This window comes from Mycobacterium sp. (genome assembly GCF_035499775.1).
GTDB lineage: Bacteria > Actinomycetota > Actinomycetes > Mycobacteriales > Mycobacteriaceae > Mycobacterium.
The window spans coordinates 1-21,758 of record NZ_DATJYB010000631.1 but is presented as its reverse complement, the minus strand read 5'-3'; the positions used below and the strand labels follow the sequence as shown (position 1 = coordinate 21,758).

The following is a 21,758-nucleotide window of genomic DNA, read 5'->3' as shown; positions in this document are numbered from 1 at the left end:
CTCGTAGACATTCTCGTTCGGCTGCTGCGCGGTGGTTCGGCGGCTATTGACGGCGCTCAACAGGAGGTATCCACATTTATGATGGCTAACTGGGCTCCAGGCCAGGTGTCGGGTGGCGCGCACTCGGGTCGCATTCTCGACACCGCACGGGGCATTCTGATCGGCCTGCGGCGCTGTCGGTCGGAGACCGCGTTCGACGAGTTGCACAGTGCCGCATTGCGGCACAAGGTGCCAGTGTTCGCGATGGCCTGGGCGCTGGTCCACTTGGCGGGCGAAGGCGAGAAGACACCCAGCTTCAGCGATGCGCAGTCCGCGGCTCGCCATGAGTGGGGTCCGCTGTTCGCCGTATCGACCTCCTGAATGCAGCGGGCGGGCCGCGGTAGCGGGGAAGTACCGCGGGCGCCACTGTCTAGCCGGCAGGCGCCCAGAGATCGACGGGCACGATCTTCTGGGCGTGGCCGTCCGGCCCCAGTAACCGGCCCCACGACTTGACACAGCGCAACACCACGCGCGTGTCGAGGACTGTCACGCCGGGATATTCGGCCCGCAGCCGCGCGATGGCGTTGTCGAGGTCGGACAGCTGATGTAGCTGCATGGTGACGAACAGGTTGGCTGCGCCATCGCCGACAGTCGAGACACAGAACCGGGTGTGCGGGTATTGGACCAGTGCGTGTCCCACGGTGCTCACCGGAATGCCGCTGACCTGAAGTTTGAGCGCCACGCTGGTCAGCCAGCCGGCCTCGACACGTGCGAAATCGGTTCGGAATGAGAGCAATCCCGTGCGCGACAACAGGCTCAGCCGGCGGCGCACCACGGGTTCGGAGCGGCCGACTTCGGCGGCAAGATCGCGACAGCTGAGCCGCCCGTCACACTGCAGTGCCAGAAACAGTTGGCGGTCGAAATCGTCGAAATTGTGTGTCGGTACGTTCGTCGCGGGCTCGGGCGTCACCGCGCGCACCTGACCTGAACTGAGACCGCCCAGCCGCCAACGGGTTCCGCTGAACGGCGTGGTAATCAGCGCGGAACGGACCCGGATCAGGCCCGCGATTGCGGGAAGCACGTCCACGATCAGCTCGGACAGCCGCGGTTGGTCAGCGGCCACCAGCAGCGCATAGATGTTGTCGGCGCCGGTCGTGATGTTGACACTGAAAACCTGTGGTTTGCAGGCGAGTTCGTCGGCCACCAGCGCGGTGGCACCCGGTTCGCACTCCGCCTCGAATAACGCGCCGTGCACCGGCAACCGAGGACCTAGCGCCGACGAGACCCATGCCCGCCCGGTGGAAACCATCCGGCGCCACCGCCGTGCCGCGGTTACCGGCGATACATCCAGCACCCTGCCGAGTTCTTCAAAGCTCACCTGCGGATTGACGTGCAGCGCATCCAGCAACGCCAGATCCAGCTCGTCAACGCCATCGCCCACGACGATGATTGTCACCCGTGCGCCCACTCGGGCGCACTCGATCCGCGGGGGACCAGGATCGGGTCGGGCCAGCGGGGCGGGGTGTGGCTGAAGGTGACCGGGGGAGCCAGCATGCGGACCCTGCCCATCGGGCTGTCGGCTTCGTAGACGCCGGGCTCGACGAAGGTGTGCGCGTCGTCGCAGCCGGCGTCGGCAGGGTCGACCAGGCCCAGGGTCTGATACCACATGGCATTGCGGGTGAGGTTGACGGTGACATGCCAACTGCCGCCTTCGCGCTGTTGTTTGAGCAGGCCGGCGGCGGCACCCAGGGCGCCCATGTAGCCGGTGATGAAATCGTTGATCAGCCCGGTCGGTGGCAGTTGCGGCTGGTCCTGACTGCCTTCGAGGACCATCAACCCGGATGCCGCCGAGCCGTTCATGTCGAAACCGCCCCGATTGGCCCACGGCCCAGCGGAGCCGTAGCAGGTGACGGAGACGTGCACCAGCCCCGGGTGAGTGCTGGCCAGTTCGCGGGGATCGATGCCGAGTTTCTCCAGCTTCAGACCGCGGTGGTTGTTCACCACGACGTGGGCGTCACGCAGCAGCCGGTCGACGTCGGCCTTGCCGGTGTCCTTGGTCAAATCCAGCCAGGCGCTGCGAGATCCGACGTTGGCTTCGAAGTACACCCAGTCATGTTCGAAGTCGTTGGGGCGGGTCGCGCCGAGCACGTCGGCGCCCTGCTCGGCGAGCACTCGTCCGACCGTGGGCCCGGCTATCGCGTGGGTGAACGACAACACCCGTACCCCGCCGAACGGGCGAGCGGACTCGCCGAGCTCCCGCGGTGGGGCTTCACCGATGCGGGTCAGGCCGATGACGGGCTGGGTGGCCAGGAAGGCGCCGTGTGGATGGGCCAGCCACTCCTCGGGGCTGCGGGCCACGCAGGCCGGCAGCCCGGCCTCGTTGGCGGCCGCTTCCAGCTCGAAGGCGTCCCAGCGCGCGAACGCCCGGGCGACTTTCTCGAAGTCGGGCGGGACATCGAGGAAGCGGCACCACTTGGCGGACTGATGGGGGTATACCGCGGAGGCCATCACGGTGCGTCCATCGCGCGTGCGGTAGGGGATGAGCGCGAATGGGTTGTCCAAAACCAAAGCAATCGAAGGGAACTCGCCGGCCAGGGTGGGGTGCCAGTGGAAGCTGGGGTTGATGTGATGGACGGCCTCGCGCAAATCCAGATGCAAATCCTGGGCGGGGCCACCACGATGACGGTGCAGCGCCGCCGCGGCGACCGCGTTTCCCATCATCGGGATGCCGATCGCGGCGCCCAATCGGTGACGGGCCGCGATGATCGGATCCTGCCCGGCAAACGTCACAAGTCCGCCTGCATCGGCCGCCGACAGCCCGACGTCGGCAAGCAGACCATCCAAAGCTGTGGTCGGATCGAAATCGGTCATGAACGAACTTCCCTCCATGGGTAGGTGGCTCGGCGAATCGCCGGCGACTGGTGCAGCAGTCGCCAGCATGCGAGCCAGCGGTCGGAGGGCGTCAGAAATGACGGAAAGTGCTCGGAATCGACCGGCTGGCGCAGGATATGGTCGCTCGAGGGAAGCCTCAGCGCGTCCAGGCCGGCGATTCCGCTGCGGCACGCAAGGCTTCGGTGATGCGCCGCTCTTTGTCGAGGAATCGTTCGGTGGGTGCGGGCACCGAGATCGCCACCACGTTGTCACCGGCGGTGCGCCGCGCGACGGCGGCCGCGGAGATCCCCGAGGTGTGTTCCTCGCGGTCGAATGCGATTCCGATGCGCCGGATCTCGACGATCTCGGCCCGCAACCGATCGGCGACCCTTGGGGCCAGCCGCGAGATCGCCGCCTCGACGTCGGCGTCGTCGAGCACCGCCAGAGCAGCTTTGCCGTTGGCGGTGCTGGGCAACGGGAATCGGACGCCGACCGCCGATACCGCCCGCAGCCGGTGGGAGGATTCGATCTGGTCGACGAACCACATACGCTGGCCGCGCAGGACCGACAGATCGACCGTCTCGCCGTCGGTTGCGCGCGCCACTCGCTCGATGATCGGCCGGAAGATCGCTGCGATGTGCGCGGCGGCGTCGCCACCGAAGCCAAGCAGGCGCTCGCCAAGTGAGAAGCGGCCGTGTGGATCAACGCTGACCAGGCCGACCTCGGTCAGCCCGACCAGCAGCCGGCGAGTCGTCGACTTGGCCAGCCCCAGCCGCTCACCGAGATCGACCAGGCGCAGCTCTCCCGGTTCGGCGGCGATCTCGTCCAGTGCCGCAGCGGCGCGGCGCAGCACCTGGATGCCCTCGTCCCGATTCGTTCGCGGCTTTTGTTCCCTGGACGGCACGATTCCACTATAGTGTGCCGGATAGCGGACTACAAAGAACCGCATTATGGATCTAGACGCAGGAGTTGCAGATGAGCGCGCCACCGGCCGGGCGGCACTTCTTCCGCGGCGACGACGGGTACGAAGAAGCGCGCCGTGCCACCGTCTGGCATCAGCGAGTGCCCGAGCGCTACCCCGCGGTGATCGTTGCGGCCGTCGACACCGACGACATTGTGGCCGCCCTCCGCTACGCCAAGGCCAACGGACACCAGGTCAGCATCGTCTCGGGTGGGCACAGCTTCGCGGCCAGCCATCTGCGCGACGGAGCCGTTCTGCTCGACGTCAGCCGACTCGATCACGCCACGATCGACGCCGAGAAGCGCTGCGCGGTCGTCGGTCCCGGCAAAGGCGGCAGTCTGCTGATGGCCGACCTGGAAGCACAGGGCCTGTTCTTCCCCGGCGGCCACTGCAAAGGCGTCTGCCTCGGCGGTTACCTACTGCAGGGCGGATACGGCTGGAACAGCCGCATCTACGGCCCGGCTTGCGAGAGCGTCGTCGGTCTGGACGTCATCACCGCCGACGGCGAAAAGATCTACTGCGACGCGGAGAATCACGCTGATCTCTACTGGGCCGCCCGAGGCGCGGGACCGGGGTTTTTCGCCGTTGTCACCTCGTTCCACCTGAAGCTGTATCCGCGCCCGTCCGTTTGCGGGACCAGCGTGTATGTCTACCCGTGGGACGTCGCCGACGAGGTTTACACCTGGGCCCGGAGCATCAGCGCCGAAGTGGACCGGTGCGTCGAGATGCAGGCCCTCGCCACTCGCAGTGTCCCGGAGATGGGCATCGAGAGCCCCGGCATTGTGTTCGCGTCGCCGGCATTCACCGATTCCGAAGCCGAAGCCGAAAAGGCCCTCGCCATCTTCGACACCTGCCCGGTCGTGGATAAGGCGTTGGTCAAAGTCCCTTACATGCCAAGCGATTTACCCACCTGGTATACCGCCGTCATGACCCACTATCTGGGCGACCACCGCTATACCGCGGACAACATGTGGACCTCCGCGTCGGCTGACGACCTGCTGCCCGGCATCCGGAAGATCTTCGACACGATGCCCCCGAACCCCTCGCACTTCCTCTGGCTGAACTGGGGTCCGTCGCCACAACGCCAAGACATGGCCTACAGCATCGAAGACGAGATCTACCTGGCGCTCTACGGCTCCTGGAAGGACACCGCCGACGACGACAAGTACGGCGACTGGGCGCGCTCCAACATGGCCGCGATGTCGCATCTGGCCACCGGAATCCAGCTCGCCGACGAGAACCTCGGCCAGCGCCCGGCGCGGTTCGCGACCGAGGAGGCCATGGCAAAGCTGGACCGGGTGCGTGCCGAATACGATCCCGACGGTCTGTTCAACAGCTGGATGGGGCGAATCTGATGGCACGCGATCTCTACCTCGGCTACCGCGACGACGACGCCGATACTCCGTTCGGAAAGTTCTTCAAGCCTGAAATGGCGCCGCTGCCACAGCATGTCGTGGAGGCACTGCAGCATGGCCCGCAAGGCGGGATGGCATTGCTGGCGCTCGGCGACGCCGCGAGCGTCGCGGACGCGGGATACCAGCAGACCGAGAACGGCTACGGAATCCTCGAGGACGGCAGCCTCCAGGTATCGGTGCGCACCGACATGCCCGGGGTCACCCCCGCGATGTGGGTGTGGTGGTTCGGCTGGCACGGTTGCGACAGCCGCCGCTACAAGTTGTGGCATCCGCGAGCCCACCTGTCCGCCGCGTGGAAAGACGGTGACATGGGCGCCCGGCATTACGTGGGTCGCTGGTCGATGATCAGCGAGTACATCGGCTCGACGCTGCTCAATGCCGCGATCCAGTTTGTCGAACCTGCCAGCATGGGTCTGCCCGCTGACAGCGACGATGCGGTGGCGATCTGCGCGCGACTGGGCTCCGGCGACGCCCCGGTGGACGCCGGGTGGTTCGTGCATCACATCCGCGCGACATCAGGCGGAGCCGAGATGCGGTCACGATTCTGGATGGGCGGACCCCATGTCGCGGTGCGCAACGCTCCCGGTGTGGCGTCAAAGGCGTTGCGCCCCATCGCGTCTCGGCTACTTGGCACGTCGGAGGCCACCGCTCGCAACCTGCTGGTGCACTGCGCACAGGAGATGAACCACCTGGCCGGCTTCCTGCCCGAGCTCTACGAAAGCTTCGGCGACGAATAACGCCGCGCAGCGCGGTGTTCCGAGGCGTCGAGGGGACCGGCGGCGCGCCTCAACCGAATGCGGGTGCGACGAAGCGCTGCACCAATTGGCGTTCGGCATCGTCGTCGCCGGCGGGCCAGTACAACAACGACAGCACCACCCGCACGACCCATTGGGCGGCTTGGGGATCGGCGTCGGCGAGCCCGGCGAGATCGGACGCGAAAGCGGCGAGCAACGGCGACCCGGTGAGCCATGCCGTCTCGTCGACGCCGCGCATCGAGACGATAGTCGGGTGGATCAACGGATCAGATCGAATTCGTTTAAGCGCCAACGTTATCGCCGTCACTACCCGCTCCGCGCCACTCATACCCTGCACAGCTGAGCGGACCGCATCGACGATGCCGGCCGCCGCACGCGCCAGCACGGCGTCACGAATCTCCGCTTTGCCGCCCGCGTATCGGTAGATGGTCGCTCGTGAACAATGGACGCGGGCGGTGAGCCTGTCGATGTCGAGGGCGTCCACGCCCTCCTTCGCGATGAGGTCCGCGGCGGCGGCGTAGATGCGTTCGGCCGCGATCGCCCGCCGATCACCCCCGACCAGCCAATCGTCACGAGGCACTGGTCACCTGTCCTCCGTCTCGCGAAGCAACCTGGCTTTGTCTCACATTGAGACGCCATTAGCAATCTATCTCATCGTCGTCGCAGGTCCGGGCCCCACGATGAGACAACCGGCGGCAAACTCGCCCGGCGCCGGGTTTCGACTTATCGCGGCGCCGTTGACGTGCGGAGATCCGCCAAGCAGCCTGAAAATATGACCGCTGTGTACGAGGCCGCCGGGCCCTTGAGGTTCTTCGGAGCCGATTCCCTGCAGGATCCGTACCCGCTCTACGAGCGCATGCGGGCGACCGGGCCGGTCCACCGAATCGGCGACTCCGAGTTCTATGGGGTCTGCGGTTGGGACGCGGTCAACGACGCAATCGGCCGTCCCGTGGACTTCTCGTCCAACCTGACCGCGACCATGACCTACACGGCCGACGGCGAGATCAAACCGTTCCAGATGGATCCGCTGGGCGGACCCACCCACGCGCTGGCGACCGCCGACGACCCGGCCCACGCCCTGCACCGCAAGCTGTTGGTACGTCACCTGGCGGCCCGGCGGATCGGCGCCATACAGGAATTCGCCACCGAGACCGCGGACCGGCTGTGGCGCGAGGGCGTGCGCGACGGACGCGTGGAATGGATGGGCGACATGGCCAACCGCCTGCCCATGATGGTGGTGGCTGAGCTGATCGGCCTGCCCGACACCGACGTTGACCAGCTGGTGAAATGGGGATACGCGGCCACCCAATTGCTCGAAGGTCTGGTTGATCAGAGCCAGCTCGACGCTGCCGGCGTCGCCGTGATGGAACTCAGCGGCTACATCGCCGAACGCTTCGGCCAGGCCGCCGCCGACCCGCAGGACAACCTGCTCGGCGAGCTGGCCACCGCCCGTGCGTCGGGCGAGCTGGACCTGGTCACCGCCCAGGTGATGATGGTGACGTTGTTCGCCGCCGGCGGCGAATCCACTGCCTCATTGCTGGGCAGCGCGGCCTGGATGCTGGCGCACCGTCCCGACATCCAGCAACAGGTGCGTGAAAACCCAGGGCTGCTAAAAGCATTCATCGAAGAGACGCTGCGGTTCGAGGCGCCCTTCCGGGGCCACTACCGGCACGTGCGAAATGACAGCACGCTCGCGGGTGTGGAACTGCCCGCCGACTCCCATCTGCTGTTGTTGTGGGGCGCGGCCAACCGCGATCCGGTCCACTTCGAAACGCCCGGTGAGTTTCGCCTCGACCGAGCCGAAGCCAAGGGCCACATCAGTTTTGGGAAGGGAGCGCACTTCTGTGTGGGTGCCGCACTGGCGCGTCTAGAGGCCCAGATCGTGTTGCGGCTGCTGCTCGATCGCACCTCGGCGATCGAGGCCGTCGACGTCGGACAGTGGTTGCCCAGCATCCTGGTGCGGCGCCTCGAACGCCTCGAGCTGGCAGTCAAATGATCCGGCTCAACGACTTAGCCAGCCTCACAAGGCGTTTGGTCCTTGCGCCGGCGCGCCGACCGCGACGAACGACTCGACCGCCGTCGCTTCCGCGAAGCCATCGACTTCCACGCGCCACTCGTAGATTCCAGGTTCCAGGGGGATTCCGGCCGGGATATTGAGTGTCAGCGGCATTCGCACCGAAGCGCCGTGGACTGACCCCGGCATGCGGCCGGCCTCCGCTGCCGCCTCGAAGAGGATCGGCTGCGGCCCGTGTGGCCCGGGCAGCACCACCGGATCGCCGTCGGTCGTCAGGAGCTGGCACTTCAGCTGGTGCCGCGTGTTGGTCTCGTTCCAGTCGATGTCCAGAAATATCACCAAAGCGAAAGCGGGCGTGGGCGTTTGGCACTGCCGCCAACCCAGCCCGAGAGCATGGACCTTGCCCGATTGGGCGTCGGCTTGTGCGGCGTCTGCAAGGAACAGGCTGATCTTCATCTCGCGCTCCCCATCCAATGAGCGATTACCCGAAACGCCTGGGCTGGATAATACGCTCAGGGCCGGGTCGCGAAGTTGGCTGACGCAACCGCCGATGCTACGGCGCGGGAGGCAGTTGGCGCGGACCCTCGGGCGGTCGCAGTTCACGCGGACCTTCGCGTTCGACCAACTCGCGCCGGCCTTCGCGTTCTGCCTGTCCGAGCGACTGGCCTGGCCGGTCACTCGGCGCTCCCAGCGATGCGTGCCCGTCGTTGGCGGGCAGCTGGCCATAGTCCGCGGCCGGCCAAGCGTTGCCGGCATCGGCGTAGTGGCGTGCGGATTCGACGCGCCGGGTCTCGGCCGAGTTGTCGGCGGGCGCGGCAGCGGGCTGCGGCGCCGTCTCCGGCCGGCGGTCGCCCGGGTCGGAACTCTCGGCGTTCACCGTCACCTTGCGAGTGCGCTTGAGCGAAAACGCGATCTCCTCGACCTCTTCGAACACCTGGCGCACCGTGCGCAGCGGTTGAGTCGTGTTGTCGATCGCCCGAGCGACGAACGGCGGCACCAGCGGACGAATCCAGCGAGCCGCAGCTCTGGTGGCGTCCGGAATCGACGGGATCAACGGGGTGCCGCGTTCTTCGGGCTCTTGATGCGGCTCGACCGCGCCGCCCGATTCGGCCGGCACCGGCAGCTGCCGCGGGGTGTCGGCGGGGGCTTGCGTTGTGCCAGCAGGCAATTCGGCGACTGCGCGGCTGGCTGCTTCGGCCTCAGCGGCGATCGGCAAGTACATGTCTTCCTCCACTGGTTCGAAAGTACGCTGCGCCTTGACCCCAGATAGTGCCCGGACCGGGGCTTCTGGACCCTCGATCGCCTCGGCTACCCGACGGCGTTGCTGCTCGCGGTCGATTTCGATCTGGGCCTCGATGGCGAGGCGAGCCTGGGTGAGTTGATGCTCGGCCCACATGATTTCGGCCTCGCGGCGGACCTCGGCCCGCTTGATCGCGATGGCGGTATCGGCCTCGAGTTCCGCACGTTCACGCTCGGCGCGCGCAGTCGACTGACGATCGTGGGTCGTCTCACCGCGCCACAGCCGCAGAATCAGCGGCAGCAGATACAGCAGCGCGAAAAACGCGATCGCCATCAGCCGCAGCATCAGCGCACCGGCGCTGGCGAGGGTGAGGTCGTTCAGCGCGACCCAGCGGGTGCCCAGGCCGTGTCCCGCATCGGCGATCGCGGTGCGGCGCGCCTCGGAAAGGGCCTGCTGGTCGTGCGAGACCTTCGCGTCCAGTCCCGGCGCTTCGCGGTCGCGAGTTGCCGTGGCATCGTCCAGCTCACGGCGCGCGTCAGCCAGAAGCTCGTTTGCCGTTCGTGTTTCGGGCCCGGCGCCGGGGACTCCGGTGATCCGGGTCTGCGGGCAGGCCGGCGTGGGGTTGTATTCGCAGCGTGCCACCACCAACGCGTTGTCCAAGTGTCCACGTGCCTGGTCCACCGCGGTGTCGAGTGCGGTGCGCGCGTCGCGCGTGCGGGCGAGAGTTGCCGATGCCTGCGCGACCGCCGGCGTGGATTCGGCGCTAAACGCGGCCCGTTCGTCGACGCGACGGTCGATCGAGCCGGAAAACATGACGAGCGAGGCCAGTTCGCCCACCACGACGCCGACGGCCAGGGCGACCGCGCCGCGTCCCAGGATGCCCGCAACACCTCGCCCCGGGCCGCCGGTGACTGCGCGGGTCACCGCACCGACGAGCAGCCCGAAGACCAACGTCACCCCGACGATGGCCCATATCGGCCACCGTGCGGACTCGCTGACAGCCAGGCCCGCGACGAGCCAGGCCAGCACGGCTCCGCACACCACGACCGCGCCGGCCACGGCGTGGGTGGACCGCTCGTGACGCTCGCCAAGCTCGCGCCAGTGTCCACCGCCGAGCCAGGTCAGCAGCCCTTCTACCGTGGATGCAGCCGAGCGCGACTCAGTAGATTCATGCGCGCGCATGGATTCCAACACCTCCAGTTTCTCCAAGCCTGGCAGGTCGCCGCCCGACACACCGAATCGAAGGGCCATCTTTGTGGTGTGCTTCACACAACACCCGACCGGGCGACAGATCACACACAGCGTGAGACGTCCGGGGGTGAACAGGCTCGTCAGGCGCGAAATTCCGGCGACGCGAGCAGATCAGCGGCGATAACAGCAGGCAACGTGAGACGGTATAAGCCTATGCAAAACTACGACTACGTCACCTACGAAGAGTTCGGCCGTAGATTCTTCGAGTACGCCGTCACCCCGGAGCGCGTCGCCGCCGCATTGGACGCTTTCGCCGGCACCGAGTTCGCCATGGAGCCGATCGCCCAGGGGCCCGGGGGGATCGCCAAGGTAAGCGCCAACGTCAAGGTCAAGGACCCGCGGGTCACCCGCCGCCTGGGTGACAGCATCACATTCATCATCCACATCCCGTTGTCGATCGATCTGCTGCTCGATTTGCGGCTCGACAAGCAGCGGTTCACCGTCACCGGAGACATCGCGTTGCGGGCAACCGCGCGAGCGGCCATGCCGCTGGTCCTGATCGTCGACGTGGCCAAACCGCGGCCCTCCGACATCACCGTCAACGTGTCCTCGAAATCCATTCGCGGCGAGGTACTGCGCATCCTGGCCGGGGTCGACGGTGAGATCCGCCGATTCATCGCCCACTACGTCGCCGACGAAATCGATTCCCCCAAGTCCCAGGCCGCGCAAGTCATCGACGTCGCCCACCAACTGGACACCGCCTGGGACGGCGAATAGCCGCCAACCGCGGCAATCGCCGGGGTTTCGGGTCATCACACGCGGGTATTAAAGCCAGTCAGCGCGTTTCGTGATTAACCCGGCCAACTGCACACAGAAAAACAGCTAAGACATGGCACGAGTCGACGTTTCGACGTCATCGGACCTGGACCCGGCCTCCGCCTGGAAGCTGGCATCCGACCTGCGTCGATTCGACGAGTGGATGACGATTTTCGGCGGCTGGCGCGGCAAGGTTCCGTCGACGATCGGGGAGGGCACCCGTATCTCGTCGCTGATCAGGGTCAAGGGCTTCCGCAACGTCATTCACTGGACGGTCACCCACTACGACGAGCCGAAATCGATCGAGCTGCAGGGCCGTGGGCGCGGTGGAATTCGCCTCGCGGTGTCCATCGACATCACCGACAACCATCCGGGATCCACCTTTGCGCTGGTGGCCGATTTGAAGGGCGGTCTGCTCGGCGGGCGGATCGGAAAACTGGTTGCCAGAATGCTGCGTTCCGACGTTCGTAAGTCGGTGCACAACCTCGCTGCCCTGCAGTAGCCAAGTACGTCCGGGATCGCGGTTTCCCGAATTTTTACAATGCGGCAAGAAAATCAGTGCAGCTCAACAGGCCAACGGGTCCGCAGCGGTGCGCTAGGGTACGGCCCGGCAGCCGCAGTTTCGCGCGGCCGCAGTGCGCGTGCAGACCGGTAAATCGCGGTCAACCCGCTTCGTCGGGCAAGTCCTCCGCCGCCGCGTCGGCTGCGAATAGCCCCGTCGAGGAAGCGCCGGTCACGCCGCTGGACACCAGCCAATGTGTCGATGTCACCGGAGCGAACGTGGACCTGTTGGCGTCGTCGGACAAAGACGCCGCCCGCAAAGCCGCTGACACCTTGGAGGGTTACAACCCGCCGACGTCGGTCAAGACCGCGATCCGAACACTTAGTGACCACCGGCGGCGCCCACTTCGACGACCCGGACTACACGAAGAACCACAAGATCCGTGACGACTGGGTCAAGAAGGTCTGCCCCACGTGATAATTGGCGGCTAGCGCGGCGCGCGGTGGTTGATCAGCCATTCGCGTTCAGCTTGGCGAACTCGCCTGCGCTCCATGGCAAGCCAGCTCAAGCCGGCCCCGAAGACCAGCAGTCCGAGGCTGACCGCGGCAACGCCGAGACCGACCTGCCCGAGGGCGAAGTTGGTCAGGCCAACGACGAAAACCACGACGGCGGCGGCGATGACGACGAGCCGCGGAATCCGCTCCACGTCATCGATCGGTTTGTCGTCCGAGCTTGGCGCGTCGAAAACGGCTGGTGCGTCCTGTTCGGGACGCGTGGTGCGATGGGTATCGCCGGGGTCGTGCAAGAACTCACCCATGAGCGTCTCCTCGTGTAGAACCCCCTCAAAGAGCTACCCGAAACGCCGTTTGGACAAACGACTCCGAGTACGTTGCCGGTGCCGCCGAGGTCAGCGATAAATCCAGCTCTCACAAGCCAGTTCGCTCAGGTCGGGTCGCGCGGCAGCACTAGTCGTACCGGGCGGGTTTCGATGGCGTTGATCGTCAGCGCCCGACGGCTGATCCGCCAACCCGCGTCGGTCACCTCGTAGTCGTCGTCGTAGCGGATATGCCAGACGGCATCGACGAACTCGCCGTTGCGTTCATTCCAGTGATGCGCGACGCACGCGATGCGACCGCGTGCGGTTGCCGGGTGTGGTCCGTCGTCGTAGACCTCGCCGACGATCGCATGCTCGGTGCGCACGACTTGGGCAACCGCGGCGACCGCCGCGGCGATGGCCTGCCGGCCGCGGTGCGAATGGGCCGGTCGCAGCTCGCCCGGCGGCTCGGGGACGGCCAATTCCGCCGTCTCAGTGAAAAGTACTGCGACAGAGCCGAATTGGCGGTCGTCCACGTGGGCGGCATACCGGTGCACCAAATCGCTCAGGGCGGCGCGGTCAGTCGCTGAAAGAGCCATCAGTGGATTTCAGTTGGTCGCCGGGGCGCTCTGGGCGCGCACGGCCTCGGCCAGCTCGGCTGCTCTGCGATTGGTGAACAGGTCCTCGAGCATCACCACACGGCCGTTCGGACCGGTCAGCGGAACCCGCCAGTTGGGGTACTCGTCGGTGGTGCCCGGCTGATTCTGGGTCCGCCGGTCGCCGACCGCATCGGTCAGCGCCACCCCCAACAGCCGCGACGGTGTCCGGCCCAGGTAGCGGTAGAGGGCCAAAATGACCTGCTCGGGGTCTTCCTTGGAACCGGCTTCGAGCAACCCGACCCGGCGCAACTCGGCCATCCACGCCGCCCGCTCCGCCCGGTCGGACTCGAGCTCAGCCTCGACCGGCCTGGTCAGCAACCCCAAGGACTTGCGCAGCCGCACATGATCGCCGGCCAGGTAGCCCGCCGTCGGCGGCAGATCGTGAGTCGTGACCGACGAGAGGCAATACTCTCGCCAGCGCTCGGCGGGCAGCGGGCCGACACTTCCGCTTGGTCCGTCCCGCTCCAGCTCGAACCACAGGATCGACGTGCCCAGCAGGCCCCTTAGTAATAAGTAGTCACGCACCCACGGTTCGACGGTGCCCAGATCCTCGCCGACGACGACGGCCCCGGCCCGGTGTGCCTCCAGGGCGACGATGCCGACCATCGCGTCGTGGTCGTAGCGCACGTAGGTGCCCTGGGTGGGGGGAGCGCCCTCGGGGATCCACCAGAGCCGGAACAGCCCGATGATGTGATCGATGCGCACCCCGCCGGCGTGCCGCAGCACCGCCCGGATCAGTGCGCGGAAGGGCCGGTACTCCTGGTCCTCCAGCCGGTCCGGCCGCCACGGCGGCTGCGACCAGTCCTGGCCCAGCTGGTTGAACTCGTCGGGCGGGGCGCCCGCCGTGACGCCCAGCGCCAGCACGTCCTGCAGAGCCCAGGCATCCGCGCCGTTCGGGTGCACGCCGACGGCCAGGTCGTGCATGATGCCCAACGCCATTCCGGCCCGGACCGCCTGCGACTGCGCTGCGGCGAGTTGCTCGTCGAGCTGCCACTGCAGCCAGCGGTGGAAGTCGATGGCCTGTGAGTTCTTCTTGACGAAACCCGCGACGCCCTTACCGGCGGGATGCTGCAGCGTCTCCGGCCAGTCGTGCCAGTCGTCGCCGTACTTCTCGGCCAGCACGCACCAGGTGGCGAAGTCGTCGAGGGCACGGCCTTCGCGGTCGCGGAACGCCGCATAGGCGAGTTCGCGGCCCGCCGACCGCGGCACCTTGTGCAGCGCCTCCAGAGCCACGCGCTTGGCCGCCCATGCGCCGTCGCGGTCGATCGCGTCGAGTTTGGCGGCCCGTCGCTGAACTTCGGACCGCAGCCGCCGGACCCGGCCACGCCCGTCCAGGTCGGCGAATTCGGGGATCGCCTCGACGCGAAGGTAAAGCGGGTTGACGAACCGCCGTGATGTCGGCAGATATGGTGACGGCTCTATCGGAGCCGTCAGCGCGGCCGCATGCAGGGGATTGACCAGCAGATAGTCGGCGCCGTGCCGGGAGGCCGACCATACCGCGAGGTCGGCCAGGTCGGTGAGGTCGCCGATACCCCACGACTGGCGCGACCGCACGCTGTAGAGCTGAGCGGCCAAGCCCCAGGCGCGGCGGGCGCCGAGCTGTTCGGGCAGACCGAGCCAATCCGGGGTCACGATGAGCGCGGTACTGGTCTGGAAGTCGCCGGAATGCAGAAACACCCGGTGGTAGCCGAGCGGCAGGTCGGTGGGCAACACGAAGCTGGCTTCGCCGACCCAGCGGCCGCCTAACTCGAACGGTGGGGTGAAGTTCTCGACCTGCTGCACGCTGCCACGTACGGTGCCGTCCTCGAGCTGCAGCCACACGTCGGCGGGATAGCCGTGCGTGACGTGCACCCAGAACCGCGTCTGCGCACCGGTCCGCGCGACGATGGTCGACGGCATCGAGCGCGCCCAATACGACCGGAGATGCGCGACCAGAGCCTCGTTGCGCTCCTGCTCGGTACTGGCGGCAACGCCCAGGGCGGCGAGCACCGCCACCAGCGTGGTCTCGGAGACGAGCACCGGCCGGCCGGTCCAGTCGTCATACCCGGTCGCGATGCCGTACCGCCTGGCAAGTTCGACCAGCGAGGGCGCGAGCTCAGTCATGCCGCCCATCTTGCGTCTAAGACCCGGCCGATGGCGACACGGGTGGTGGCTGCGTGACCTCGTCACCGCGTGACCGCGCCGTTCGACAAGCCGACTTGGCCGCTGGTCGCTACCATTCCCTGTGAAGGCATGCAACATTCAGCGGGGGCACCGGCAAAGTGGCAGCTCAGTGATGCGCGCCGGGCTAGGCACCGTTCGCGAGGATGTCGACAGGAAGGCGACGGAATCGTGAACACCACACGGCGCGCAGATGAGCTGCACACCTCGCCACATGGCGAGGTGTGTGTAGGTGCCTTACGGTTGTCGATGTGATCTGCGCACTGGTCCGAATCCAGGCGCTCTACCAGACCGGATGGTGAATAAACGTGGCTGAAGAGAGTCGCGGGCGGCGAGGGTCGGGATACGGCCTCGGGTTGTCGACGCGCACCCAGGTGACCGGCTACCAGTTCCTGGCGCGCCGCACCGCAATGGCGTTGACCCGGTGGCGGGTCCGCATGGAGATCGAACCCGGCCGGCGCCAGATCTTGGCGGTGGTGGCGTCGGTGTCCGCGGCGCTCGTCATCTGCCTCGGGGCGTTGCTGTGGTCGTTCATCAGCCCATCCGGCCAGCTGAACGAGTCGGCGATCATCGCCGACCGGGATTCCGGCGCGCTGTACGTCCGCGTGGGTGACCGGTTGTACCCGGCGCTGAACCTGGCGTCGGCGCGGCTGATCGCCGGGCGTCCGGAGAACCCGCACCTGGTTCGGGGCAGTCAGATCGCCAGCCAGCCGCACGGCCCGCTGGTGGGGATCCCGGGTGCACCGTCGGAGTTCTCGCCGAAGAGTCCGCCGGCGTCGTCGTGGCTGGTGTGCGACACGGTGGCCACCTCGACCGGTGCCGGGGCACCCCAGGGGGTGACCGTGACAGTGATCGACGGCAGCCCCGAGCTCACCGGCCACCGGCGGGTCTTGAACGGGTCCGACGCGGTGGTGCTGCGCTACAACGAGGACGCGTGGGTCATCCGGCAGGGACGCCGGTCGCGCGTCGACCCGGGCAACCGGGCGGTGTTGCTGCCGCTGGGTTTGACGCCGGAGCAGGTCAGCCAGGCCCGGCCGATGAGCCGCGCGTTGTTCGACGCGTTGCCGGTGGGCCCGGAGTTGGTGGTGCCCGAGGTGCCCAACGCGAACGCCAACGCGACGTTCGCGGGTGCTCCCGGCCCCGTGGGGACGATCCTCGTCACGCCTCAGATCAGTGGTCCGCAACAGTATTCGCTGGTTTTGGCCGACGGCGTGCAGACGCTGCCGCCGCTGGTGGCCCAGATTCTGCAGAACGCCGGTGGCCCTGGAAACGGCAAGCCGGTGACCGTGCAACCCGCCGAATTGGCGAAGATGCCGGTGGTCAACAGGCTGGATCTCTCGTCGTATCCGGACAACCCGCTGGAAGTCGTGGACATCCGGGAGAACCCGGCGACCTGCTGGTGGTGGGAGCGGACCGCCGGCGAGAACCGGGCCCGCGTACAGGTGGTGTCCGGTCCTACCATCCCGATCCCGGCCCGCCACACCGGGAAGGTGGTATCGCTGGTGAAGGCCGACACCACCGGCCGCGAAGCGGACCAGGTCTATTTCGGTGCCAACTACGCGAACTTCGTCGCCGTCACCGGCAACCAGCCGGACTCCCAGACAGCGGAATCGCTGTGGTGGCTGACGAATGCGGGCGCACGGTTCGGAGTCGACGACACTAAAGAAGCCCGCGAGGCATTGGGCTTGACCTTGCAGCCCAGCCTGGCGCCGTGGGTGGCGCTGCGGTTGCTGCCGCAGGGGCCGACGCTGTCCCGAGCCGACGCGCTGGTGGAGCACGACACGCTACCGATGGACATGACACCTCAAGAACTGGTGGTACCGAAGTGAAACGTGGCTTTGCACGGCCGACGCCGGAGAAGCCTCCGGTAATCAAGCCGGAGAACATCGTCCTCCCGACGCCGCTGAGCATTCCTCCGCCGGAGGGCAAGCCCTGGTGGCTGATTGTGGTCGGCGTCGTGGTGATCGGCCTGCTCGGCGGCATGGTCGCGATGACCTTCGCCAGCGGTTCACGCGTGTTCGGCGGCGCGGGCTCTATATTCCCGATCTTCATGGTCGGCGGCATGATGATGATGATGTTCGGCGGCCGGTTCGGTGGCCAGCAGCAGATGAGCAGACCGAAATTGGACGCCATGCGCGCCCAGTTCATGCTGATGCTCGACATGCTGCGCGAGACGGCGCACGAGTCGGCGGACAGCATGGACGCCAACTACCGCTGGTTCCACCCGGCGCCCAGCACCCTGGCGGCTGCCGTGGGTTCGTCGCGGATGTGGGAGCGCAAGCCTGACGGCAAGGACCTCAACTTCGGGGTGGTCCGGGTCGGCGTCGGCATGACGCGGCCCGAGGTGACCTGGGGCGAGCCGCAGAACATGCCGACCGACATCGAGCTGGAGCCGGTGACCGGTAAGGCACTGCAGGAATTCGGCCGCTACCAGAGCGTCGTCTACAACCTGCCGAAGATGATCTCCCTGCTGGTCGAGCCCTGGTATTCGCTGATCGGCGAGCGCGAGCAGGTACTGGGATTGATGCGCGCGATCATCTGCCAGCTGGCCTTCTCGCACGGGCCCGATCACGTGCAGATGATCGTCGTCAGTTCCGATCTGGAGGAATGGGAGTGGGTCAAGTGGCTCCCGCACTTCGGTGACCCCCGGCGTCAGGACGCTGCGGGCAGCGCGCGGATGGTCTACAGCTCGGTGCGGGAGTTTGCCGCCGAGCAAGCCGAACTGTTCGCCGGCCGTGGGTCTTTCACGCCACGGCATGCCAGCTCGTCGATGCAGTGCCCGACGCCTCACCACGTCATCATCGCCGATGTCAATGACCCCCAGTGGGAGTACGTGATCAGCGCCGAGGGTGTCGACGGCGTGACGTTCTTCGACCTGACCGGCTCGTCGATGTGGACTTCAGTCCCCGAGCGGACGTTGAAGTTCGACGACAAGGGTGTCATCGAGGCGCTGCCCCGCGACCGCGACACCTGGATGGTGATCGACGACAACGCCTGGTTCTTCGCGCTCACCGACCACTTCAGCATCGCGGAGTCGGAAGAGTTCTCACAGAAGCTGGCACGCTGGCGTCTGGCCGAGGCCTACGAAGAGATCGGCCAACGGGTGGCCCACATCGGCGCCCGAGACATCTTGTCGTACTACGGAATTGACGACCCTTCGGACATCGACTTCCACACATTGTGGGGCAATCGCACCGACACCATGGGGCGGTCGCGGTTGCGGATTCCGTTCGGTAACCGCTCCGACAACGGCGAGATCCTGTTCTTGGACATGAAGTCGCTGGACGAAGGCGGCGACGGCCCGCACGGTGTCATGTCGGGAACCACCGGTTCCGGGAAGTCGACGCTGGTGCGAACCGTGATCGAGTCGCTGATGCTCGGTCATCCGCCGGAGGAGTTGCAGTTCGTACTGGCCGACCTCAAGGGTGGGTCCGCGGTCAAGCCGTTCGCCGGCGTGCCGCACGTTTCGCGGATCATCACCGACCTCGAAGAAGACCAGGCGCTGATGGAGCGCTTCCTGGACGCGCTGTGGGGCGAAATCGCCCGACGCAAGGCGGTATGCGACGCCGCCGGCGTCGACGACGCCAAGGAGTACAACTCGGTGCGGAGCCGGATGCGGGCCCGCGGCCAGGACATGGCGCCGCTGCCGATGCTGGTGGTGGTCATCGACGAGTTCTACGAGTGGTTCCGCATCATGCCGACCGCGGTCGACGTCCTCGACTCGATCGGCCGGCAGGGCCGCGCCTACTGGATCCACCTGATGATGGCGTCGCAGACGATTGAAAGCCGCGCCGAAAAGCTGATGGAGAACATGGGTTACCGGCTGGTGCTGAAAGCACGTACGGCCGGGGCCGCGCAGGCGGCCGGCGTGCCCAACGCGGTGAACCTGCCGGCGCAGGCGGGTCTGGGCTACTTCCGCAAGAGCCTCGAGGACATCATCCGGTTCCAGGCCGAGTTCCTGTGGCGGGACTACTACTCCCGCGGCATCACCGTCGACGGCGACGAAGCGCCGGTGTTGGTGCACAACATCGATTACGTTCGCCCGCAACTGTTTACGAACAACTTCACCCCGCTCGAGGTGAGTGTCGGCGGCCCCGATATCGAGCCGGTGGCGGTGCACTCCAACGGCGAGATCCTTGAGGTCGAGGACGTCGAGGGAGATGAGGACGACGACGAAGGGATCCGGACGCCGAAGGTCGGCACGGTGATCATCGATCAGCTGCGCAAGATCAACTTCGAGCCCTACCGGCTCTGGCAACCGCCACTGACGGTACCCGTTGCGATCGACGAGTTGGTGAACCGTTTCCTCGGACACCCATGGCAGAAGGATTACGGCTCAGCCCGGAACCTGATTTTCCCGATCGGCATCATCGACCGTCCCTTCAAGCACGACCAGCCGCCGTGGACGGTCGACACCTCGGGTCCGGGCGCCAACGTGCTGATTCTGGGCGCCGGCGGCTCGGGGAAGACCACCGCGCTGCAGACACTGATCTGCTCGGCTGCCTTGACCCACACCCCGGAGCAGGTTCAGTTCTACTGCCTGGCCTACAGCAGCACCGCGCTGACTACGGTGGCCCGGTTGCCGCATGTCGGCGAGGTAGCCGGTCCCACCGATCCCTACGGTGTGCGCCGTACGGTGGCCGAACTGCTGGCATTGGTCCGCGAGCGCAAGCGCACCTTCCTCGAGTACGGAATCGCCTCGATGGAGGTCTTCCGGCGCCGCAAGTTCGGCGGCGAGCCCGGCCCGGTGCCCAACGATGGGTTCGGTGACGTGTACCTGGTGGTGGACAACTACCGGGCGTTGGCCGAGGAAAACGAGGTGCTGATCGAACAGGTGAACGTGATCATCAACCAGGGACCCTCGTTCGGGGTGCACGTGGTGGTCAGCGCCGATCGCGAATCAGAGCTGCGGCCCCCGGTACGCAGCGGCTTCGGTTCCCGGGTCGAGTTGCGACTGGCCGCCGTGGAAGACGCCAAACTGGTGCGTTCCCGGTTCGCCAAAGAAGTTCCGGTCAAGCCGGGACGCGGCATGCTCGCGGTCAACTACGTCCGACTCGACGCCGATCCCCAGGCGGGTCTGCACACGTTGGTGGCCCGGCCGGCTTTGGGCAACACGCCGGACAACATCTTCGAGTCCGACGGCCTCGTCGCAGCGGTGGGCCGGCTCGCGAGCGGGCACGCCCCGCCGGTACGCCGCCTGCCCGCCAAGTTCGGGGTGGAACAAGTCCGCGAGCTGGCCGCGCGGGACACCCGGCAAGGCGTTGGCGCCGGTGGAATCGCTTGGGCGATATCGGAGTTGGACCTGGCACCGGTCTATCTCAACTTTGCCGAGAATGCGCACCTGATGGTGACGGGCCGACGCGAGTGTGGGCGTACCACGACAATGGCCACCATCATGTCCGAGATCGGCCGGGTATACGCGCCGGGCGCCAGCAGCGCACCGCCGCCCCCGGCCGGAAAACCGTCCGCTCAGGTCTGGCTGGTCGACCCGCGCCGTCAGCTGCTGACCACGCTGGGCAACGACTATGTCGAGAAGTTCGCCTACAACCTGGACGGCGTCTCGGCGATGATGAACGACCTGTCTGCGCTGCTGGCCAGCCGTGAACCCCCGCCTGGTCTGTCCGCGGAGGAGCTGTTGTCGCGGTCGTGGTGGAGCGGTCCGGAGATCTTCCTGATCGTCGACGACATCCAGCAGTTGCCGCCGGGGTTCGATTCGCCGCTGCACAAGGCGGCCGCCTGGGTTACCAGGGCCGCGGACGTGGGCCTGCATGTGCTTGTCACCCGCACGTTCGGCGGTTGGTCTTCGGCGGGCAGCGACCCGATGCTGCGGGCCCTGCATCAGGCGAATGCGCCGTTGCTCGTGATGGACGCCGACCCCGACGAGGGCTTCATCCGCGGCAAGATGAAGGGCGGCCCGTTGCCCCGCGGCCGAGGCCTGCTGATGGCCGAGGACACCGGCGTGTTCGTCCAGGTCGCGGCGACGGAGCTGCGTCGCTAGCTTTTGTCAGGCTGATCGGGTCGCGTGGGCGGCCCGATCAGTTCCAGCTCAGTGGCAACGCCCTGAGCGCGAACGACTTTGACGGGAACTTGATTTCCGGCACGTAGTCCGCCGGTGCCGCGAAGTCGGGGATTTGCTTGAGCCATTCGGCGACGATCACGGTCAGCTCTATCCGGGCCAGGTGAGAACCCAGGCAGCGGTGCGGTCCGCCGCCGAACCCCCAGTGCCGGTGCACCTTTCCGTCCATGGCCAGGTCGTCGGTAGACCACGCGTCGCTGCCGTCGCGGTTGATCGCGGCCATGCACAACCGCACCTGCGAGCCCGGCGGTAGTGTCATGCCGCCGACGTTGACGAACTCGGTCACGATGCGGGGCGCCACCGGC

General features: G+C 66.8%; 18 protein-coding genes. 8 read left to right on the top strand and 10 right to left on the bottom strand.

The genetic code is table 11. The features are described from left to right. Window positions 1-78 precede the first annotated feature (78 nt). Window positions 79-360, top strand: a complete 282-nt coding sequence (locus tag VML93_RS37675) for an ANTAR domain-containing protein (RefSeq protein ID WP_325618844.1) — start codon at window positions 79-81, stop codon at window positions 358-360. A 49-nt stretch (window positions 361-409) separates the two neighbouring features. Here VML93_RS37675 and VML93_RS37670 read toward each other — a convergent pair whose 3' ends face one another. The 3 genes from VML93_RS37670 to VML93_RS37660 all read right to left on the bottom strand — a co-directional run bounded on the left by VML93_RS37670 (window position 410) and on the right by VML93_RS37660 (window position 3,703). Further along, window positions 410-1,420: an Lrp/AsnC family transcriptional regulator gene (locus tag VML93_RS37670; RefSeq protein WP_325618842.1), complete on the bottom strand. Its 1,011-nt coding sequence runs from the start codon at window positions 1,418-1,420 to the stop codon at window positions 410-412. A gap of 11 nt (window positions 1,421-1,431) precedes the next feature. After that, window positions 1,432-2,850: a CoA transferase gene (locus VML93_RS37665; protein ID WP_325618840.1), complete on the bottom strand. Its 1,419-nt coding sequence runs from the start codon at window positions 2,848-2,850 to the stop codon at window positions 1,432-1,434. Between the two features lie 157 nt (window positions 2,851-3,007). Next, window positions 3,008-3,703 (bottom strand): IclR family transcriptional regulator, encoded by a 696-nt coding sequence (locus VML93_RS37660; protein WP_414686553.1) that lies wholly within the window; start codon window positions 3,701-3,703, stop codon window positions 3,008-3,010. Window positions 3,704-3,825: 122 nt separating this feature from the next. Between VML93_RS37660 and VML93_RS37655 the strand changes: the two genes are divergently transcribed. Next, a complete protein-coding gene (locus tag VML93_RS37655) occupies window positions 3,826-5,166 on the top strand; it encodes an FAD-binding oxidoreductase (protein WP_325618835.1) in 1,341 nt (446 codons plus the stop codon). Then, window positions 5,166-5,963, top strand: coding sequence for a DAPG hydrolase family protein (locus VML93_RS37650; RefSeq protein ID WP_325618833.1), 798 nt, complete (start codon window positions 5,166-5,168; stop codon window positions 5,961-5,963). Before VML93_RS37655 ends, VML93_RS37650 begins: the two co-directional genes overlap by 1 nt. 49 nt (window positions 5,964-6,012) lie before the next feature. On the opposite strand, the gene VML93_RS37645 is transcribed toward VML93_RS37650, so the two are convergent. After that, window positions 6,013-6,561 (bottom strand): TetR/AcrR family transcriptional regulator, encoded by a 549-nt coding sequence (locus tag VML93_RS37645; protein ID WP_325618831.1) that lies wholly within the window; start codon window positions 6,559-6,561, stop codon window positions 6,013-6,015. A gap of 192 nt (window positions 6,562-6,753) precedes the next feature. On the opposite strand from VML93_RS37645, the gene VML93_RS37640 reads away from it, so the two are divergent. Beyond that, window positions 6,754-7,977 (top strand): cytochrome P450, encoded by a 1,224-nt coding sequence (locus tag VML93_RS37640; RefSeq protein WP_325618829.1) that lies wholly within the window; start codon window positions 6,754-6,756, stop codon window positions 7,975-7,977. Window positions 7,978-8,001: 24 nt separating this feature from the next. Here the strand turns inward: VML93_RS37640 and VML93_RS37635 are convergent, their stop codons facing one another. Together VML93_RS37635 and VML93_RS37630 are read right to left on the bottom strand one after the other, a co-directional pair. Next, the gene (locus VML93_RS37635) at window positions 8,002-8,451 is read right to left on the bottom strand and encodes a DUF6941 family protein (protein WP_325618827.1); all 450 of its coding nucleotides are present in this window, start codon (window positions 8,449-8,451) and stop codon (window positions 8,002-8,004) included. Window positions 8,452-8,548: 97 nt separating this feature from the next. Continuing rightward, on the bottom strand, window positions 8,549-10,417 hold the full coding sequence (locus VML93_RS37630; RefSeq protein WP_325618859.1) for a DUF4407 domain-containing protein: 1,869 nt from the start codon (window positions 10,415-10,417) through the stop codon (window positions 8,549-8,551). A 222-nt stretch (window positions 10,418-10,639) separates the two neighbouring features. Here VML93_RS37630 and VML93_RS37625 point away from each other — a divergent pair, with 222 nt between their 5' ends. Further along, a complete protein-coding gene (locus tag VML93_RS37625; RefSeq protein WP_325618825.1) occupies window positions 10,640-11,203 on the top strand; it encodes a hypothetical protein in 564 nt (187 codons plus the stop codon). A gap of 112 nt (window positions 11,204-11,315) precedes the next feature. Beyond that, a complete protein-coding gene (locus tag VML93_RS37620) occupies window positions 11,316-11,744 on the top strand; it encodes a type II toxin-antitoxin system Rv0910 family toxin (RefSeq protein WP_325618823.1) in 429 nt (142 codons plus the stop codon). Between the two features lie 487 nt (window positions 11,745-12,231). Here VML93_RS37620 and VML93_RS37615 read toward each other — a convergent pair whose 3' ends face one another. From VML93_RS37615 to malQ, 3 genes are all read right to left on the bottom strand, one after another. Beyond that, window positions 12,232-12,561 (bottom strand): LapA family protein, encoded by a 330-nt coding sequence (locus VML93_RS37615; protein ID WP_325618821.1) that lies wholly within the window; start codon window positions 12,559-12,561, stop codon window positions 12,232-12,234. Between the two features lie 125 nt (window positions 12,562-12,686). After that, on the bottom strand, window positions 12,687-13,157 hold the full coding sequence (locus VML93_RS37610) for a nuclear transport factor 2 family protein (protein ID WP_325618819.1): 471 nt from the start codon (window positions 13,155-13,157) through the stop codon (window positions 12,687-12,689). 9 nt (window positions 13,158-13,166) lie between these two features. Further along, entirely contained in the window at window positions 13,167-15,320 is a 2,154-nt protein-coding gene (gene malQ / locus VML93_RS37605; protein ID WP_325618817.1) for a 4-alpha-glucanotransferase, read from the bottom strand. Window positions 15,321-15,685: 365 nt separating this feature from the next. Between malQ and eccB the strand changes: the two genes are divergently transcribed. Both eccB and eccCa read left to right on the top strand, forming a co-directional pair. Then, a complete protein-coding gene (gene eccB, locus VML93_RS37600; RefSeq protein WP_325618816.1) occupies window positions 15,686-17,206 on the top strand; it encodes a type VII secretion protein EccB in 1,521 nt (506 codons plus the stop codon). After that, window positions 17,203-21,375 carry a type VII secretion protein EccCa gene (gene eccCa / locus VML93_RS37595; protein ID WP_325618814.1) on the top strand — a complete coding sequence of 1,391 codons (4,173 nt, stop codon included), beginning with the start codon at window positions 17,203-17,205 and terminating at the stop codon, window positions 21,373-21,375. Before eccB ends, eccCa begins: the two co-directional genes overlap by 4 nt. Before the next feature lie 37 nt (window positions 21,376-21,412). Here the strand turns inward: eccCa and VML93_RS37590 are convergent. Next, window positions 21,413-21,758 (bottom strand): cytochrome P450 (locus tag VML93_RS37590; protein WP_325618812.1); only part of this gene is annotated, 346 nt, incomplete at its 5' end.

Bases quoted from the DNA above. Each gene is read 5' to 3' on its own strand.
- VML93_RS37675 (WP_325618844.1), top strand. From the start codon at position 79: ATGATGGCTAACTGGGCTCCAGGCCAGGTGTCGGGTGGCGCGCACTCG.
- VML93_RS37665 (WP_325618840.1), bottom strand. From the start codon at position 2,850: ATGACCGATTTCGATCCGACCACAGCTTTGGATGGTCTGCTTGCCGAC.
- VML93_RS37655 (WP_325618835.1), top strand. From the start codon at position 3,826: ATGAGCGCGCCACCGGCCGGGCGGCACTTCTTCCGCGGCGACGACGGG.
- VML93_RS37650 (WP_325618833.1), top strand. From the start codon at position 5,166: ATGGCACGCGATCTCTACCTCGGCTACCGCGACGACGACGCCGATACT.
- VML93_RS37640 (WP_325618829.1), top strand. From the start codon at position 6,754: ATGACCGCTGTGTACGAGGCCGCCGGGCCCTTGAGGTTCTTCGGAGCC.
- VML93_RS37635 (WP_325618827.1), bottom strand. From the start codon at position 8,451: ATGAAGATCAGCCTGTTCCTTGCAGACGCCGCACAAGCCGACGCCCAA.
- VML93_RS37630 (WP_325618859.1), bottom strand. From the start codon at position 10,417: ATGCGCGCGCATGAATCTACTGAGTCGCGCTCGGCTGCATCCACGGTA.
- VML93_RS37625 (WP_325618825.1), top strand. From the start codon at position 10,640: ATGCAAAACTACGACTACGTCACCTACGAAGAGTTCGGCCGTAGATTC.
- VML93_RS37620 (WP_325618823.1), top strand. From the start codon at position 11,316: ATGGCACGAGTCGACGTTTCGACGTCATCGGACCTGGACCCGGCCTCC.
- VML93_RS37615 (WP_325618821.1), bottom strand. From the start codon at position 12,561: ATGGGTGAGTTCTTGCACGACCCCGGCGATACCCATCGCACCACGCGT.
- VML93_RS37610 (WP_325618819.1), bottom strand. From the start codon at position 13,157: ATGGCTCTTTCAGCGACTGACCGCGCCGCCCTGAGCGATTTGGTGCAC.
- malQ (WP_325618817.1), bottom strand. From the start codon at position 15,320: ATGACTGAGCTCGCGCCCTCGCTGGTCGAACTTGCCAGGCGGTACGGC.